Raw genomic sequence first — 14067 nt, forward strand, 5'->3', positions numbered from 1 at the left:
AACTATGTACAGTGATAATATATCATTTCTTTAACTTAAAATGTATAAAATTAATAATTTTTAGTAAATTATTCTAAATTTTTCATTATTTCCTCAATTTTCATCCGCAATGTATCCTTATTGCTACACATCACTACAGCCAACTCCCTTAAAGTTTTCTTGTACTTGTAACGTTGCTCAATTAGCAGTAACTCTTCATTCTCCAGCTTATTCAGTTTCACCTGCACTCTGCTGATCAAGTATAACAGGTCTTGCTTCTGCTTGATTAATTGGTCCTGTTCCTGGAATAGTTCAAGCATATTGATATCGCTATAAATCCTAGTGCCCTTCTGATACTTCGCTTCCTCCGGACTCATGATCCTAGGGCTACCAATTGATGTAAGCTGCGTATCGATCTCGGCAATACGCTCATTGACCATCTCAAGCTGACGTCTGTATTCGTAGTGATTTCTTAATTCTCTGTCAATCACTTGCAGGTCTTCTCTGTATGGATCTTCATTAATCATTCTTCACTCCAATCTAGTCTTAGTGCGTTGCAAACGTCTAAGCTGCCTCATCTACGTACTCAACTCCAAGTTGCTTTAACTCTTCTATATATCCATTCATTTCAGAGTTAAATTCATCTAAAATCACATTGCGTACTTTTATAGATAAATTTCCATCAATTTCAAAATTAATGTAATTAATTCTTACGCGAGCATCATCTATTCCTTCTTCTTTTGAACGATTAAGAGTTGCAGTTTCTTTTTTTAAACATTCTATTTTTGTTAATATCGTTTCTACTTTTTCTATATCAGTTGATTTCATCATTCTTCACTCCAATCCAGCGCCTGACCGCATGAGCAACAATACAGTTGTCCCTCTATTACAACTTCATTCCTACTCCCTAATTTTTGTAACTCACCTTTACAGTTTGGACAGTATCCCTGCCGAACTACCGGTGTACTTTGATTGATAGGTTTCTTCGGTGTAGCCCTGTCCACAAGTTCCTGTAAGGTTTCTAATTGTCGTATCGCATTATACTTTTGCAATTTTTTATATTGATGCGATTGTGCATAATAATATCGAATGTTCAGCAATGCTTCTTGGTATTTATTCATTTTTCATACTCCATAACTGTTTTGATAATCAAGTACACTTTGTATATAATCATCAACATATTCATCAAAATTATCTATGTGTAATCTGTTTCTAATATTATCAATGTAAAGTAATTTATCAGCACATCTATAATCCTTGTGTGTCCCCTCGGTAAACATAGCGAAATCTCCTTTTACCTTTGCACCTATTACAATCAAATCATTGTCTTTCTTCAGGTCTATATCAAAGTTTGCGTTAATTAAGTGTAGTTTTGTTTTCATACGCTTTATCCCATACCCTTTCTATTTCTTCATCTGTTAGTGGTGTGTTATCTGCGTATTCATTCCACCACTTCACTAATTCTTCTTTTGTATCAACATCATGTGTAGCAATCAGTACAGCGCAATCTAGCAATATTTCTCTTCTTGTTCTTTGCGTTCCGGCTATTGCTAGTGGTTGCTGTTTTTCTTCTAGCATCTGCCCCCACATGTATTCAGGCATTGCCATGACCTTTGATTTTAATTGTGCAGCTGTAGGAGGATAGTTTGAGTTACCACTCTTGAAGTAACTATCTAATGCTCCTGCCACAGCAATCTGATCAACATCTGCAAGTGTGACTACAAAAGAGTTAAAAATATCAATAATTTCCTTTTTTGTTTTTCTTGCGTAGTACTCTGGATATCTCAATCGCAAAGTTTTCAACAAATTTCTTACTTGTGATTTTTCCAATTTCTGAAAATCCTCCTAATATAGATAAAAGTTGCAACTTTCGTCAGCACACACTATTTATATTTCTTATATATGTATGCACTATCTATATTTCTTAGTATTCTTATACTTCTTTATATTCTTATCTTTCTTATATTCTTATATTGCTGTTAGCTCCCTGTTAGCTCCCTGTTAGCTCCCTGTTAGATTCCCTGTTAGATTCCCTGTTACCCTGTGAGTCTGTGGCTTGATATTTTGCGTAATTTACTATCGTTATAAGCCTTCCACACCCTGTTAGTTCGTCTGTTATTTCCCCTGTTGATTTTAGGTGATTTAGTGCAGTGCGTACATTCATGCATGTTAAACCTGTATTTTTAGATAGCGATGGTAAGGATTCAAGAACTTGACCTTTTTTTATTTTGATTGTTCTAAATTCTTGTTCTTCATCCAGCCAACTAGCACGCAATAGCAGATAGTGCCACAAGTGCGCAGTATTAGGGTCTTTAAACCATCGCCAATTCAGCAATGAACGATAATCCTTAATCCATCCACTATCATTTCTACTCATACTTCACCTCTTAGAACGGTAAATCATCAGAATTCACTTCCACATTAGGAAGATAATCGAAGTCTGACATTTGCTGTGGTTTTGGTGCCTGTGTTGCTTGTGGTTCATATGATGCTTGTTCTTGAGATTGTACTGTTTGCTTACTGTGCAATAAGTTAACTGAGTTTGCTAATACTTCAACCACATACACCCTCTGACCATCACGATCATAGCTGCGTGTCTGTAGCCTTCCTTCAACGCCAACTGTATCGCCTTTGTGCGCATAGTTTCCTAGAAAATCAGCGCTTCCACGCCATGCAACACAGTTAATAAAGTCTGCTGATTGCTCGTTATTGTTCTTCTGCGCTTGCGATAATCGTCTATCGCACGCAACTGTGAACGATGCAACGGATAATCCGCTTTGCGTTTTTCTGATTTCAACATCCTTAGTTAGTCTACCGACCAAAACTACACTATTAATCATTGGTGACTCTCCTTATTTATTTCTGACAATCTCACTACAACTCTAGGATTGTCATCATACGCTTTATATACATACAACTCCGTTACCTGCTTATCATCCAAGAATGCTAAGCCATTCAAGCTATCAAGAATAATCTTGGCAATGTTATCTGAATCAGGTTTAACAGTTGGCAGTAGCTTGCATGCAATCGCATCACGCTGCTTTTGTTTTGAGAATGATTTTGGAATTGGAAAGTATGCAAGTATCTGAACTTTTAATGCTGTATCAGTTGGCTCATATCCAATCGGCAATGATCCTTGTGTACAGAATCTAACTTTTCGCTCATAATCTGCAGTATCTTTTGGGGTATAAGTGAAACCACGCTTTGTAAAACGTGGTCTCCCTTTTCCCTTTGGTTCACCTGGAATGGTAATAATGATGTCATTCATGGATTTCTCCAGTTTCTGCATCGATGATTTGTGATAAGTCAATATCATTCTTAACTTCTTCCATATGATCAGAAATCGAGGATTTAACTGTTTCGTCCGTATTGATCTTCGAAACTAACTCTGTGGAAAGTGGTGCATATTTTAAAGCTTGTTTTAAAACTGTTTTCTTTGCCATGCTTTCAAAGTCTGATTGCCATGGTCCATTATTGAAAGTTTTTGAAAACTTCTTCGCATGCTCTAATACATCATCATGAGACATTACTTCAAAACCATATCCACCATTTGTATATTCAATGACCGCATAGTATGCAGTAGGGTTTCCGCGATTGCTCATTGCTGGAACATGCACTAAATCGGAATGCAACCCTAACTCATACTTAAATTCATCATTTTCATATACTGTTTCTGTACGGATAGTTTTAATCTGTCCAGAATTATATGCCAACTGTAACAATCCTTTATATCCAAGCTGGAATTGACAACTATTTCCATAAGGAATTAAGTATGCTTGACCTAAAGGTGTGTTAGGCTCTAGTCCTAATTGTGCACTCTGCATCATTGCAGATAAGAACGTTGATGGTGAACATGCCTGCAGCTTAGGATTGTTAGATACTGCAGATAATGTGATACGTGTAAAACGCTCTGGAGTAATTGTTGAAGGAAGAGCCTTCTCAATCTCCGGTTTCATGATTGTAATGTAGTCTTTAATTGTTTTATTTTGTGTTGATACTCCAGCTTTTGCTACTGTTGCTGGTGCCTTAGCTGCTTTAATTTCTGTCATAGTGTTTTCTCCTTAATTTTTGTAATTTTGAATACTCTTGATTGAGTTGTTTTTAAATATTTTTGGTAAATCTCCGGATGGTCACTCTCTAAACTCTTGGCATCAATTGATGATCTGTTTTGCGTTTTCCATGAGACTCTGTAAGCAGCTGTGAATCCGCCTTCGTGCTCACCAATCTCTGCTTTGATTTTGTTTTGATACTCCGCTTTAATTTTGTTCAAAGCATCTATCTGTACATCTACATCTTGAATTGATTGTAAGCATTGTGTGACTGTGCTTGAGTAGCTTAAATCAATCACATCTTGTGTATCATTTTGATATCGTTTCTGGAGCGCGTTAGATGTGCTTTCCGAGCCGTCTATATCTGGGGTAGTATTATTTACCACCAAATCCCAAAACGTTCTCTCTGCGCTTAATAACGCGTCTATATGCTTGTCATTTCGATCAATCTGTAGGATATGGAATTGTGTGTTGTCTTTTTTGACTGCGATGTACCATTTCTCACATCCTGTTAGCATCATGTAATGCATACACTGCCAGTAGTACTGTGGTGGTATCTCTCCATCCTGATAAGCCGTCTTATTCCATGCAGACGTTGTTTTACATTCCAAACCAGCATTTTCTCCAACGACCATACGATCAACATGTCCAGCTAAGAATGGATATTCTTTGCAAAGGTATGTCATGTTAGAACGTCGTACAGATTTGCTTGTTTCTAAGCAGAATCGTTTAGCTACGATTTCCTCTTCTTCTGTGCCAAACCAAACCTGTAGCTTATCGCTAATATCATCCGGTTCTAGTTGTCCTGTTTTCTCTAGCCATAATTCATATTGAGATTTCCACGGATTGACATTCATGATCGTTCCGGCATCGCTGCCACCAATAAACTTATGTCTATCCTTTGCTGGATCTCCGCTAAATGGCTTTTTATAAAGTGTTAATTTCTCCATTTGATTTCCTCGTATTTCTTATTCCAATTGAGTTGTGCATTCTCCATTGCTTCATCAAACATCTCTTCGTATTTATCTTCTTCAGATGTGATAAATGATGGGAAATCTTCTTCTATAATCACTAGATCACTCTTCATCTTCTGCACCATCTTCTTTTTCCTCTATATTCTCCGATGAGCAAAATGGGCATACTGGATAAGTCCGATAAGAATAGTCGTAATATCCCTTTTTCCATTTCATGTCGTCATCTGCAAATGTTCTGTGACAGTGTTCGCAATACATTTTCATTAGTCGATACCTAGAACAAATGCGATGACCTTTACAAATAAAGCCCCGTAGAAAATGCAAATCCCTAGTCTTAATGCTTCATTACTAAATTTATTTGTTTTCATTGTTCTACCCTTTCTGTGTTAAAATGGTAGTGACATTTTGTGGATGTCACTTAAGCGCTCTTGTCTTGCTGGACTGCGCTTTTTTTAGTTGTATGCCAAGTATTCTGATTTTTTCTTTGCTTCCTAGATCACAATCCGCTGTTAAACGGATAAACTCTGCATACTCTTCTTCTGTACTTAAGCATTGACTTCCATATCTGCGATAGCGCAATAGTCCAGCTTGTCTGTACCATCCAACTCTCACCTTTGTGCAATGGAGTCGATTTGCGATTTCTTCCGTATCAATCAATGTGAGATTAGGAATGTCTTCCGGTGTTAACATGTTTGCTCCCCTTTCTAACTTCCGAGAAATTTGTTGATGAAGTACTGCTGACCTTTGCCAGTAACTTTGGTTGTACGTGTAATTCGTACACTTCCGTCCGGATTGCTGAAGGTACTTTCCTTCACTTTGAATAGTCCTAAATTCATAGCTAACTGTGTTGGCATATTTCGACTTGAACCGTACTTAATTAGATATCCATTATCACGTAGCCAATCGAATAAACGTTTTTGCCCGATATCGTGTCCGTTTTGTTTGATTAGCTTTGCTAGATCTCCAATTAGTATGTTTGAGTTACTTGCTGCTACTGCATCAGCAAATAAGGCTTTAGGCTTCATTTCTTGAATAATGATTTCCTTTTGCTTTAACTGCTCACCAGCTTTCATAAGCAAATCCGCTAGTGATTGTGGATTATGTGTAATGTCATATGCTTTCTCATCTGTTAGATACACACCGTTCTTTCTGATTGCTGGCAAGACTTCTGATGTGACCCACTTTCTGAATTCCTTTGCATTAGGCTTATCACTTCGAAGAATGACCGCATATAATCCGCTTTCTGTGATGACAGTCGCTTCACCCTGACGCCCTAAGTTAAACTTAGCCCGTTCATCATCTTCTAATCTATTTGCGACTACTGTCGGATTACTGAGTTCTAAGACATCACATACGTCTTTCAATACCCAATAATGTTGATTGTTTAGTTGTACTGTTCGTACGGGTTGACTGTTAAAACTGAATGTTTGTAAATTGTTCATATTTATCCTTTCTTTGATATAATTTGGCTAAATAGTGAGGTTTAGTTAATGAGTAATTCTTTTAAATGTCCCTATTGTGGGGAAACATATCCATTAATTTCTGAAAATACCTTTTATAACAGGGGTACATATCTCTCTGAAAAAATGATTGAAAGCGGAAATCCATCTTATTCTGAAAGGATTGATTCCTATATTTATAAGTGTCCTACTTGCCATAAAGCAGTAATTTCATTTTCTGGCAGGGGAGAGCTATTACAGTTTGATTACATCCAAGTAAAGCCAAAATCATTAGCCATCAATTTCCCTGAATATGTTCCAGCGAATATACGCACAGATTATGAAGAAGCTTATGCCATCTTGCATCTATCCCCAAAGGCTTCTGCAACTCTTTTGAGAAGATGTTTACAGGCAATGATTCAAGATTTCTGGGGCATTACAAAAGGAAATCTTTATGAGCAAATATCAGCTATCGAACCTAAGGTATCTCCATCACAATGGAAAGCACTCAATGGTTTACGTAAAATTGGTAATATTGGTGCTCACATGAAAGAAGATAGCGATAAGATTCTTGTTGATATCACTGTAGACGAAGCAGAGAAACTATTAGCCTTTATTGAACTTATAATTAAGCAATGGTATATCGATCGTCACGAACAAGAAGAATTGTATGAGAGCATAGCCACCATAGCTGAATCAAAATAATTCCTTAATTCGATACCTCATCTAAAGCATCTTTGGTAAACAGATATTCTAATTTCCCATCATTGCGCTGCTCATAATACTTATGAACGTATCTTGCAAGGTCATTTTCTGTCCCCGCACCCCTAACACATAGAATTTCTATAACGTTTACTTTACGGATTCCTCTGAATCTATCATTTAGTTCTATTTCCTTCATATCTTCTCCTTTCTTTCGTACAACCCCTTTTCATATAATTAATCTGAAAGGAGGTGAATAATAATGGATTGGTTTCATTTGGTTGAGTTAGCCATCACTGCGTTGGTTCCATCATTTTTAAGTTACTTAATTGCAATTCGCGATAAAGAGATAAAAATTAAAGATATTGAACATAAATATGAAATTGAAATTAAGAGATTAGAGTCGGAACAAGAAGCCTTGAAGCAAAAACATCAGCATGATTTAGAAATGTTGACAGCACGTTCAAACGCCACAAAGGATGAAGTGATGAACAACGCAATGGCTGGAGCAATCGGAAATGTTTTCAACAAATTAGTGACAGGCGAAATCGAAATTTCAAAGTTACAAGAGTTGTCCAAAAAATTTCCTGCGAAAAAACAGTAATCTTTATTTTGGGGATTCAAGTAATGTCTTTTTTACTAAATTGAAGCAATCTTGAATTCCTTTTTTATACCCTTTTCCATAGTCATTTAGCCCTTCATCCGGAATTAGAGATTGAAGGCTTGCGACTAAATTAATAAGTAACTCTTGCTTTTCTGACATACGTGCGTTTCCTCCTTCCTTTCAAGCATTGCCGCTCAAATCATTGCGAATGTTGTTAGCGGAAAAATTCAAATCTAAATCTTTTTCATTTGTAACGATTCGAATCAATAGATGTGTTGTTTCAGAAGCACATCTTTTTAATTCGTAGCCAACAACATTTTGCAGTTCTACGTCATCAATAAAGATTCTTCCGATTCCGTCATAATCCTCAATTCTTATTTTTTGCTTGTTCATCGATATATCCTTCTCCTTTCTACTTTTGTCTAATTTATTAGTCTTTTGGTTCAAGAAAAAATATCGGATATCTTTAGATCAAGTGCATCAGCAATCTTTTTTAATGTTATCGCTGTTGTATTGCCGGCCTTATCAGATTCAAGATTTACTATAATCTGTCGAGATATTCCAGCCTTTTTCGCGAGTTCTTCCTGAGATAGTCCGAGCTTTTCTCGCCATTCTTTTACTTTGTATTGCATCTCTGTTCACCTCCTGATAAAAGTCTAATAAGTTAGACTTTAAATGTCAAGCAAATTAGTCAAAAAGATGTATAATAAATTTAACAAAGAGGTAAACATATGAAATTAGGCAAAATACTAAAAGATTTTAGAAATCTTCATAAAATAAGCATGGAAGAAATGGCGAAAAGGTGTGGAGTAAGTAAAGCCTATATAGGTTTTATTGAATCTGGAATAAACCCTTCTACCGGAAAGTCATTAGCTCCATCGATAGACACGCTCAAAAAACTTGCTAATGGAATGGGTATGTCAATTGATGATTTGATACCCCTAATGGGGGATGATGAAATCAGCTTATCTAATGAGCCCGACCCATCCAGCATCCCAGGCATTATTCCCGTTCGTAAAATCAAGAAAATTCCTATACTTGGAACTTTATGCGCAGGAGATGGTGTATGGTGTGAAGAAAATTATGATGATTATATATCTGTAGACGGCCACATCAAAGCAGATTTTGCTTTACACGTTCAAGGCGACAGTATGCTAAATGCAAACATCCATGATGGAGATATCGCTTTTTTTAAAAAGATAAACACCGTGGATAACGGACAAATAGCGTGCGTACTTTTAACAGAGACAAATGAAGTAATGCTTAAAAAAGTCTTATTTGCTGACAGCACTGCGATATTGCAACCCTGTAACGATGAATATAAGCCCATCATAACCAATGATTTTATTGTGCTTGGCTTGCTAAAAGGAATATATAAAGAAATAAATCAATAAGAGGATAGACATTATGAAAAAATTACTCGGTTTTATGGAACGACTATCCAGTAAATATAATCAAAAATCAAAAAAATACGATATGGAGACTTTGGAAGGTATCAAAGCAATTCCCGTCCCTGCAAAAGACTATAATACTGGCAATGATCTAAAGGATGCTATTTGGTATATCTTACAAAGAAAAGCTACAGAGCATAAAAGAAATGGAAAGTTAGACTTAGCAATTGCTTGTTTGAGAAAATCTAACGAGCTGTCTGATTATGAAAGTAATCCTTTCCTTTTAGAAAAAGATTACTTAAGACTACCAAAATATATTGCGCTAACAGGTGATAAAGCGTTAGCTAAGTTAGAAGAAGATAATATTTATGCTAGGCATCCAGAGTTTAGAGATCGCAGACTTACAAATCTAAAATTAATTGCAAAACAAATTGAGATTTCAAAGAAAACTAAAAACGATTTAGTCCAAGTGTTTACTCATGGCAACTGTCCAAAATGTAAAAAACTTAATAAAAAAATCTACTCATTATCCGGAACATCAAAAAAATTTCCGCTTATACCTCCTGAAATATTTATTGATGGTGGGCATAATAGCACATGCTATATCTCAGTATATTCATACTACCCAAATTTAGAAAATGACGATAAAGGGAATCCTGAAGATATAGCAGAGAAATGTTATTAAGAAAGAGAAGAAGGAGATAAATAAAAAAATCCGACTGCTACCAACAGTCGGACAGGCAGTAAACTCACAACCAAGTGCTTTTACTGTACTTGATTTTAACACGAAAGGAGTGTTATATGGAACAAATAGAAAAATATCTTGATGAAATTGAAGCAGCGCTCTACAAGATGTCACCAACAGAACGCGAGCACTTAATGGAAGTACTGCATCTAGCGTTTGCGGACTATTTTGATAATAACTATAGAAAATCTTAGGAAGGAGAAAACAAATGAAAGAGAAATGGATTGTTGAAATATCATCTAAGACTAAAGGTGATGGCTACAGAGTTGTAGCAAAAGCCTATGAATCCGGAGCTCGTAGAACGATTGACGGCGGTCGCTTCTACGCTTCAGAGTATGGTGGTGATAAGAAGTTGGCCAAGACTGCAGCAATCATTGCGCGCAACAAACTTCAGGAAGAAATTAGCCTTAACAAACATTCAAAGCAAGCTTTCTATACCGTACAAGAATGTTATGACAAAACTGCTTTTCTATTACAATTCTCGATCAAGACAAAAGAACGACACGACTGCTTGTACAGAGCTTTGATTCCTGAAGGTTTGAGACACAAAAATATACTTAAAGTAACAACGGAAGATGTCCAGCGCTCCATTAATGAATACTGCAAGACACACTCGCAGAATCAAGTAAAGCACGCTATGAGTGTTTGGAGACAAATCTATAAAGTAGCGCTGCTTTCAGAGATTCCGGTTGTTGATAGATCAGCAATGGTTGTTATTCCTAAATCAAAAGTAATCGAAAAGAAACGTGGTACCATTATCACTCATGAGAATTTTGAGAAATTTGCGGATGAGCTACTCATGTATAACTCACACACAGCTGCAGGGCGTCATCGTTCTATAGCGATTTGGTATGCATGCAGAATCATGCTGCATACAGGACTCAGGCCACAGGAAGTATATGCCCTATCGCGTTCAGACATTGATTTAAACACTATGCAGATACACGTATGTAAATCTGTTGGATCAGATACAAATACTAAGCGAATGATCATCCCTGTAAAGACAGAGTTCTCTAATGCTACGGTTCCGATTTCCAGTACATTAAAGCCTATACTCGAAAAATTATTATCCTGGTCACAAAGTCCTGATCTACTGTTTCTCGATGTTGACGGATTACCTTTTGAAATCAGTGCGGTGAGCACATATGTCATTAATGTCTCAAAGAAGTGTAAAGCAAAATATGGTTTTACGTTCAATCAGTACATGTTACGCCACCTATTCAGTAGCGATCTGTTTGCAGCCAACGTTAATCCTAAGGTCATCCAATCTTTGATGAGACACGCCACAGAAAATATGAGCTTGTATTATGCATATGCTACAGAAGAAGATAAGCTAAAAGCGATTGAAGATAGAGAACTATAATTTGGAGAACTTTCGGAGAACTATTACCGAATTTATTCAATATATTTTGAATACTTAGTTAATACATAGAATGTAAAAACATTCGATAAATACAGTCGTTTGACATCTTTCTAACATGCATGCAATAGTTTTTCTTAAGTGGTAATTTATGTCATCGAGCACACCATTCAAATCAAAGTCGAACCCTTCATAATGTTGGGTTTTTATTAAATAAATTGGCTTAATTAACTTAACGTGGACTTGTAATTTCTCTTTCAAAGGCTTCAAATACTCCACCTTTTTGTACCTTTCTTTTTGTTTCAGCATTCCTTTTAAGTTTACTTTTTTTCTGTTTTAATAGCTTAATCTTGTTTTCCGCCTGTTCTTTTTTCTTGGTTTCTCTTTCCAACTGGCTCATTACATTCTCTAACTCTTTCATTTTTCATTCCTCCGTTTCAATATTGTTGCGTTCCAAATAAAGAAAGGCTAAGCACCTTTTTTAGATACTTAACCTTTCCCATCTCTTTAGAATTTATCTTCTAAAAGTTTTCTTAGTTTTTCTAAAATCTTATCCCTCCTTTTTCCGATTGCTTGATAACTTACTTTTTCCTTTTTACCGATTGCCCTTAGACTTTCTTCTTTGTAGAAAATGGCTTCTATCAGCTCTCTTTCTTTTTTTGTGAGTGTTGCCAACGCCTTGTTTAATTCTTCAATCTGCATTTTGACTTCTACAATTTTTTCTATGTCTATTCTTTCATCTGTGATGTTGTCTACAAAGTGTCCGTCATAATCCATTGCTGAAAATGGAATTACGTCATACTTCCAATCCTTTCTCTGAAGATATTTTTCATGCTCCGTTATCTTCCAGTAGGCTTTGTATACTTCTTCACTGACAGGTACAGCTTTTCCTTTGACATAAATGAAATATTCTCTTTTATCTTTATCCACCCAGTATTCCTCCTTTTCTATTATGAAATCAGGAATAATCTAGTCCTGATTTCAGAGAAAAAACTTCAGAAGAAGAATATGATATAGAGGTCAGGGACACTAGAATGTTTCTGGCCTTTCTCGTACAGGCATGTATGGGAATTGGTCTGGGTAAAGTGAGAACGTACCTTCTTTTAGACCAGTGATATCATTGAGTCCGTCATAAAAAGCGTTCTGCTTCCCTCCTATATTCTTAGGCTGCTTTATCAAGATGACAATCCAGGAAACAGCTAGATATGTCGTATATAAACCAGAAAAATAGTCGGATGTGGGGATGGGGAAGTTTACCAAGACATTATGCATATCAGAAAGAAAGGAGTATTCCATCATGGAAGGACCAATCATTACAGTGGATGTATCAAAGGGTTCCTGTCACTACCAGCCCTTCATAGAGAATGGACATCCAATGCGAAAACCAAAGCAGCTTTCAGCTACGATCGATGGTTTCCAGAAATTAGGGCAAACTATCAAAGACCTTGAAGCTAAGACAGAACGAGAAGATATACCAGTTATCTTTGAGGCTACAGGTGTCTATCATCGACCACTACAAAAATATCTTGAAGACCACAAGATAAGGTACTACATCATTTCTCCATTATTATCTGCGACCTATCGCAAGACCTCCCTACATAGTAATAAGACAGACGCATTAGACTGTGCACATATCGCAAAAGCGTACTATTGTGAGAAGGAACTAAGACAATATCAAGCACAACCACAAGAGTACAAAAGACTCTATCAATTGAGCCGTATATATGAAAGTGAGTTGGTTCATCTTCGGAAACGCAAAGTGAGTTTGAGATCCATGCTGGATATCATATATCCAAGGATTGATAAGACCTTTAAAGGGAATCAAAATCTGTATGATCCAATCCCAATGGAGATATTAAAAAGATATCCTCATCCATCCTTACTATTGGGCCATAGAGAGGATACCATCGTTAAGACCGTTGGGCATCGTACAGGTCATTTAAAAGGATATACAGAAAGAATCGTACATAAGATCTACGAGAAGGCAAAGGAGTGCTATTCAGGATGTGATATCGATGATATAGAAGTAGTCAAGTTGCCAAGCTTGATAGAGAACGTGCAGGAACAGAAGAAAAAATGCGATTCACTATTGAAGGAAATGATAGAGATAGCACGAACATGTCCTTATTTTGCATCTGTTGTTAGTATTGTTGGAATCGGAGAGAATCTGGCAGCCCGTATCATAGCAGAGCTTGGAGATGTAAGCCGATTTGATAACAGAGCGGCTATCGTGGCATATGCAGGCTTGAATCCAAAGATACAACAATCCGGAGATATTGATGGACTGCATCTCAAGATATCAAAGAAAGGCAATAAGCATTTGCGATGCCTTTTATACCTTGGTGCACAATGTAATTATCGATTGCGCAAAGAAGATCCACTATATGAATTCACCAAAAAGAAAAGACAGCAGACCCAATGCCCATTGTCGTCTAAAGCTGCCTATACTGCTAGTGCTCATAAATTACTGGTCATAATCTATAGCCTATGTAAGAATGGTACTCTATATCATTCTTAGCAACAGTATAAACCTAATCTAGCAAAATGGGAGATATAATTTCTCTTGTTTTAATAATGCACAAAACGAAAAAGAAGAAATCACTAAAGATTAGAAATTTCTTCTTGACTTAAGTTATCAAGTTTTTATGCTCTCTGTTTTTGCTTTTTGAGAATAAAAAAAGGAGGACTTCTACACTTTGGCGTAAAATGTCCTCTTAGGTTAAAAACTAATACTTTATATGATTTTCTACTTTATTGGTTTTGATAAAATGATATTGCTATGTGTAAGCAATTACAAACATAAAAAAGGATAAATATATCTTAT

The 14067-nt window shown here is 36.3% G+C and carries 26 protein-coding genes; 7 read left to right on the forward strand and 19 right to left on the reverse strand.

Annotated elements, in window-relative coordinates:
- Nucleotides 1-68 precede the first annotated feature (68 nt).
- From RGT18_RS10550 to RGT18_RS10610, 13 genes are all read right to left on the reverse strand, one after another.
- Complete coding sequence (locus tag RGT18_RS10550; RefSeq protein WP_037404391.1) at nucleotides 69-506, reverse strand: hypothetical protein; 438 nt, start codon at nucleotides 504-506, stop codon at nucleotides 69-71.
- 37 nt (nucleotides 507-543) lie between these two features.
- Nucleotides 544-807, reverse strand: coding sequence for a hypothetical protein (locus tag RGT18_RS10555; protein ID WP_338176148.1), 264 nt, complete (start codon nucleotides 805-807; stop codon nucleotides 544-546).
- Nucleotides 807-1100 (reverse strand): hypothetical protein, encoded by a 294-nt coding sequence (locus RGT18_RS10560; protein WP_037404188.1) that lies wholly within the window; start codon nucleotides 1098-1100, stop codon nucleotides 807-809. The genes RGT18_RS10555 and RGT18_RS10560 overlap by 1 nt, the downstream gene beginning before the upstream one ends.
- A 3-nt stretch (nucleotides 1101-1103) precedes the next feature.
- Nucleotides 1104-1361 carry a hypothetical protein gene (locus tag RGT18_RS10565; protein ID WP_028078531.1) on the reverse strand — a complete coding sequence of 86 codons (258 nt, stop codon included), beginning with the start codon at nucleotides 1359-1361 and terminating at the stop codon, nucleotides 1104-1106.
- On the reverse strand, nucleotides 1336-1809 hold the full coding sequence (locus RGT18_RS10570; RefSeq protein ID WP_028078532.1) for a replicative helicase loader/inhibitor: 474 nt from the start codon (nucleotides 1807-1809) through the stop codon (nucleotides 1336-1338). The genes RGT18_RS10565 and RGT18_RS10570 overlap by 26 nt, the downstream gene beginning before the upstream one ends.
- A gap of 160 nt (nucleotides 1810-1969) precedes the next feature.
- Complete coding sequence (locus tag RGT18_RS10575; protein ID WP_028078533.1) at nucleotides 1970-2356, reverse strand: hypothetical protein; 387 nt, start codon at nucleotides 2354-2356, stop codon at nucleotides 1970-1972.
- Nucleotides 2357-2366: 10 nt separating this feature from the next.
- The gene (locus tag RGT18_RS10580) at nucleotides 2367-2819 is read right to left on the reverse strand and encodes a single-stranded DNA-binding protein (RefSeq protein WP_028078534.1); all 453 of its coding nucleotides are present in this window, start codon (nucleotides 2817-2819) and stop codon (nucleotides 2367-2369) included.
- On the reverse strand, nucleotides 2816-3247 hold the full coding sequence (locus RGT18_RS10585; protein ID WP_037404190.1) for a RusA family crossover junction endodeoxyribonuclease: 432 nt from the start codon (nucleotides 3245-3247) through the stop codon (nucleotides 2816-2818). The genes RGT18_RS10580 and RGT18_RS10585 overlap by 4 nt, the downstream gene beginning before the upstream one ends.
- Nucleotides 3240-4028: a recombinase RecT gene (locus RGT18_RS10590; RefSeq protein ID WP_037404193.1), complete on the reverse strand. Its 789-nt coding sequence runs from the start codon at nucleotides 4026-4028 to the stop codon at nucleotides 3240-3242. The genes RGT18_RS10585 and RGT18_RS10590 overlap by 8 nt, the downstream gene beginning before the upstream one ends.
- Nucleotides 4025-4978: a YqaJ viral recombinase family nuclease gene (locus RGT18_RS10595; RefSeq protein ID WP_051241027.1), complete on the reverse strand. Its 954-nt coding sequence runs from the start codon at nucleotides 4976-4978 to the stop codon at nucleotides 4025-4027. Before RGT18_RS10595 ends, RGT18_RS10590 begins: the two co-directional genes overlap by 4 nt.
- A complete protein-coding gene (locus RGT18_RS10600) occupies nucleotides 4966-5127 on the reverse strand; it encodes a hypothetical protein (protein ID WP_156022834.1) in 162 nt (53 codons plus the stop codon). The genes RGT18_RS10595 and RGT18_RS10600 overlap by 13 nt, the downstream gene beginning before the upstream one ends.
- 289 nt (nucleotides 5128-5416) lie before the next feature.
- Nucleotides 5417-5692 carry a hypothetical protein gene (locus RGT18_RS10605; RefSeq protein WP_028078537.1) on the reverse strand — a complete coding sequence of 92 codons (276 nt, stop codon included), beginning with the start codon at nucleotides 5690-5692 and terminating at the stop codon, nucleotides 5417-5419.
- 14 nt (nucleotides 5693-5706) lie between these two features.
- Complete coding sequence (locus tag RGT18_RS10610; protein WP_028078538.1) at nucleotides 5707-6444, reverse strand: phage antirepressor KilAC domain-containing protein; 738 nt, start codon at nucleotides 6442-6444, stop codon at nucleotides 5707-5709.
- Nucleotides 6445-6492: 48 nt separating this feature from the next.
- On the opposite strand from RGT18_RS10610, the gene RGT18_RS10615 reads away from it, so the two are divergent.
- On the forward strand, nucleotides 6493-7146 hold the full coding sequence (locus RGT18_RS10615; protein ID WP_028078539.1) for a DUF4145 domain-containing protein: 654 nt from the start codon (nucleotides 6493-6495) through the stop codon (nucleotides 7144-7146).
- Between the two features lie 4 nt (nucleotides 7147-7150).
- Here RGT18_RS10615 and RGT18_RS10620 read toward each other — a convergent pair whose 3' ends face one another.
- The gene (locus RGT18_RS10620) at nucleotides 7151-7342 is read right to left on the reverse strand and encodes a hypothetical protein (RefSeq protein WP_028078540.1); all 192 of its coding nucleotides are present in this window, start codon (nucleotides 7340-7342) and stop codon (nucleotides 7151-7153) included.
- 63 nt (nucleotides 7343-7405) lie between these two features.
- Here RGT18_RS10620 and RGT18_RS10625 point away from each other — a divergent pair, with 63 nt between their 5' ends.
- A complete protein-coding gene (locus tag RGT18_RS10625) occupies nucleotides 7406-7747 on the forward strand; it encodes a hypothetical protein (protein WP_028078541.1) in 342 nt (113 codons plus the stop codon).
- 3 nt (nucleotides 7748-7750) lie between these two features.
- Here the strand turns inward: RGT18_RS10625 and RGT18_RS10630 are convergent, their stop codons facing one another.
- Genes RGT18_RS10630 through RGT18_RS10640 form a run of 3 tightly spaced genes read right to left on the reverse strand, consistent with a single transcriptional unit; the run spans nucleotide 7751 to nucleotide 8379 of the window.
- On the reverse strand, nucleotides 7751-7906 hold the full coding sequence (locus tag RGT18_RS10630; protein WP_156022835.1) for a hypothetical protein: 156 nt from the start codon (nucleotides 7904-7906) through the stop codon (nucleotides 7751-7753).
- A gap of 21 nt (nucleotides 7907-7927) precedes the next feature.
- Nucleotides 7928-8140: a hypothetical protein gene (locus RGT18_RS10635; protein ID WP_028078542.1), complete on the reverse strand. Its 213-nt coding sequence runs from the start codon at nucleotides 8138-8140 to the stop codon at nucleotides 7928-7930.
- A gap of 50 nt (nucleotides 8141-8190) precedes the next feature.
- On the reverse strand, nucleotides 8191-8379 hold the full coding sequence (locus tag RGT18_RS10640; RefSeq protein ID WP_028078543.1) for a helix-turn-helix transcriptional regulator: 189 nt from the start codon (nucleotides 8377-8379) through the stop codon (nucleotides 8191-8193).
- Nucleotides 8380-8478: 99 nt separating this feature from the next.
- Here RGT18_RS10640 and RGT18_RS10645 point away from each other — a divergent pair, with 99 nt between their 5' ends.
- The 4 genes from RGT18_RS10645 to RGT18_RS10660 all read left to right on the forward strand — a co-directional run bounded on the left by RGT18_RS10645 (nucleotide 8479) and on the right by RGT18_RS10660 (nucleotide 11246).
- Nucleotides 8479-9141 carry a helix-turn-helix domain-containing protein gene (locus RGT18_RS10645; RefSeq protein WP_051241028.1) on the forward strand — a complete coding sequence of 221 codons (663 nt, stop codon included), beginning with the start codon at nucleotides 8479-8481 and terminating at the stop codon, nucleotides 9139-9141.
- Nucleotides 9142-9154: 13 nt separating this feature from the next.
- Complete coding sequence (locus RGT18_RS10650; protein WP_028078544.1) at nucleotides 9155-9823, forward strand: hypothetical protein; 669 nt, start codon at nucleotides 9155-9157, stop codon at nucleotides 9821-9823.
- Nucleotides 9824-9939: 116 nt separating this feature from the next.
- Nucleotides 9940-10077, forward strand: coding sequence for a hypothetical protein (locus tag RGT18_RS10655; RefSeq protein ID WP_156022836.1), 138 nt, complete (start codon nucleotides 9940-9942; stop codon nucleotides 10075-10077).
- A 14-nt stretch (nucleotides 10078-10091) separates the two neighbouring features.
- Nucleotides 10092-11246 carry a tyrosine-type recombinase/integrase gene (locus RGT18_RS10660; protein ID WP_028078545.1) on the forward strand — a complete coding sequence of 385 codons (1155 nt, stop codon included), beginning with the start codon at nucleotides 10092-10094 and terminating at the stop codon, nucleotides 11244-11246.
- Nucleotides 11247-11475: 229 nt separating this feature from the next.
- Here RGT18_RS10660 and RGT18_RS10665 read toward each other — a convergent pair whose 3' ends face one another.
- Nucleotides 11476-11664, reverse strand: a complete 189-nt coding sequence (locus RGT18_RS10665) for a hypothetical protein (protein WP_037404195.1) — start codon at nucleotides 11662-11664, stop codon at nucleotides 11476-11478.
- An 86-nt stretch (nucleotides 11665-11750) separates the two neighbouring features.
- Entirely contained in the window at nucleotides 11751-12173 is a 423-nt protein-coding gene (locus tag RGT18_RS10670) for a sigma factor-like helix-turn-helix DNA-binding protein (RefSeq protein ID WP_028078546.1), read from the reverse strand.
- 313 nt (nucleotides 12174-12486) lie between these two features.
- On the opposite strand from RGT18_RS10670, the gene RGT18_RS10675 reads away from it, so the two are divergent.
- Nucleotides 12487-13761, forward strand: coding sequence for an IS110 family RNA-guided transposase (locus RGT18_RS10675; RefSeq protein ID WP_338176164.1), 1275 nt, complete (start codon nucleotides 12487-12489; stop codon nucleotides 13759-13761).
- The last annotated feature ends 306 nt before the right edge of the window (nucleotides 13762-14067 follow it).

Source organism: Solobacterium moorei, assembly GCF_036323475.1.
GTDB lineage: Bacteria > Bacillota_I > Bacilli_A > Erysipelotrichales > Erysipelotrichaceae > Bulleidia > Bulleidia moorei.

Bases quoted from the DNA above. Each gene is read 5' to 3' on its own strand.
- RGT18_RS10550 (WP_037404391.1), bottom strand. From the start codon at position 506: ATGATTAATGAAGATCCATACAGAGAAGACCTGCAAGTGATTGACAGA.
- RGT18_RS10555 (WP_338176148.1), bottom strand. From the start codon at position 807: ATGAAATCAACTGATATAGAAAAAGTAGAAACGATATTAACAAAAATA.
- RGT18_RS10560 (WP_037404188.1), bottom strand. From the start codon at position 1,100: ATGAATAAATACCAAGAAGCATTGCTGAACATTCGATATTATTATGCA.
- RGT18_RS10565 (WP_028078531.1), bottom strand. From the start codon at position 1,361: ATGAAAACAAAACTACACTTAATTAACGCAAACTTTGATATAGACCTG.
- RGT18_RS10575 (WP_028078533.1), bottom strand. From the start codon at position 2,356: ATGAGTAGAAATGATAGTGGATGGATTAAGGATTATCGTTCATTGCTG.
- RGT18_RS10580 (WP_028078534.1), bottom strand. From the start codon at position 2,819: ATGATTAATAGTGTAGTTTTGGTCGGTAGACTAACTAAGGATGTTGAA.
- RGT18_RS10585 (WP_037404190.1), bottom strand. From the start codon at position 3,247: ATGAATGACATCATTATTACCATTCCAGGTGAACCAAAGGGAAAAGGG.
- RGT18_RS10590 (WP_037404193.1), bottom strand. From the start codon at position 4,028: ATGACAGAAATTAAAGCAGCTAAGGCACCAGCAACAGTAGCAAAAGCT.
- RGT18_RS10595 (WP_051241027.1), bottom strand. From the start codon at position 4,978: ATGGAGAAATTAACACTTTATAAAAAGCCATTTAGCGGAGATCCAGCA.
- RGT18_RS10600 (WP_156022834.1), bottom strand. From the start codon at position 5,127: ATGGTGCAGAAGATGAAGAGTGATCTAGTGATTATAGAAGAAGATTTC.
- RGT18_RS10605 (WP_028078537.1), bottom strand. From the start codon at position 5,692: ATGTTAACACCGGAAGACATTCCTAATCTCACATTGATTGATACGGAA.
- RGT18_RS10610 (WP_028078538.1), bottom strand. From the start codon at position 6,444: ATGAACAATTTACAAACATTCAGTTTTAACAGTCAACCCGTACGAACA.
- RGT18_RS10615 (WP_028078539.1), top strand. From the start codon at position 6,493: ATGAGTAATTCTTTTAAATGTCCCTATTGTGGGGAAACATATCCATTA.
- RGT18_RS10620 (WP_028078540.1), bottom strand. From the start codon at position 7,342: ATGAAGGAAATAGAACTAAATGATAGATTCAGAGGAATCCGTAAAGTA.
- RGT18_RS10625 (WP_028078541.1), top strand. From the start codon at position 7,406: ATGGATTGGTTTCATTTGGTTGAGTTAGCCATCACTGCGTTGGTTCCA.
- RGT18_RS10630 (WP_156022835.1), bottom strand. From the start codon at position 7,906: ATGTCAGAAAAGCAAGAGTTACTTATTAATTTAGTCGCAAGCCTTCAA.
- RGT18_RS10635 (WP_028078542.1), bottom strand. From the start codon at position 8,140: ATGAACAAGCAAAAAATAAGAATTGAGGATTATGACGGAATCGGAAGA.
- RGT18_RS10640 (WP_028078543.1), bottom strand. From the start codon at position 8,379: ATGCAATACAAAGTAAAAGAATGGCGAGAAAAGCTCGGACTATCTCAG.
- RGT18_RS10645 (WP_051241028.1), top strand. From the start codon at position 8,479: ATGAAATTAGGCAAAATACTAAAAGATTTTAGAAATCTTCATAAAATA.
- RGT18_RS10650 (WP_028078544.1), top strand. From the start codon at position 9,155: ATGAAAAAATTACTCGGTTTTATGGAACGACTATCCAGTAAATATAAT.
- RGT18_RS10655 (WP_156022836.1), top strand. From the start codon at position 9,940: ATGGAACAAATAGAAAAATATCTTGATGAAATTGAAGCAGCGCTCTAC.
- RGT18_RS10660 (WP_028078545.1), top strand. From the start codon at position 10,092: ATGAAAGAGAAATGGATTGTTGAAATATCATCTAAGACTAAAGGTGAT.
- RGT18_RS10665 (WP_037404195.1), bottom strand. From the start codon at position 11,664: ATGAAAGAGTTAGAGAATGTAATGAGCCAGTTGGAAAGAGAAACCAAG.
- RGT18_RS10675 (WP_338176164.1), top strand. From the start codon at position 12,487: ATGGGGAAGTTTACCAAGACATTATGCATATCAGAAAGAAAGGAGTAT.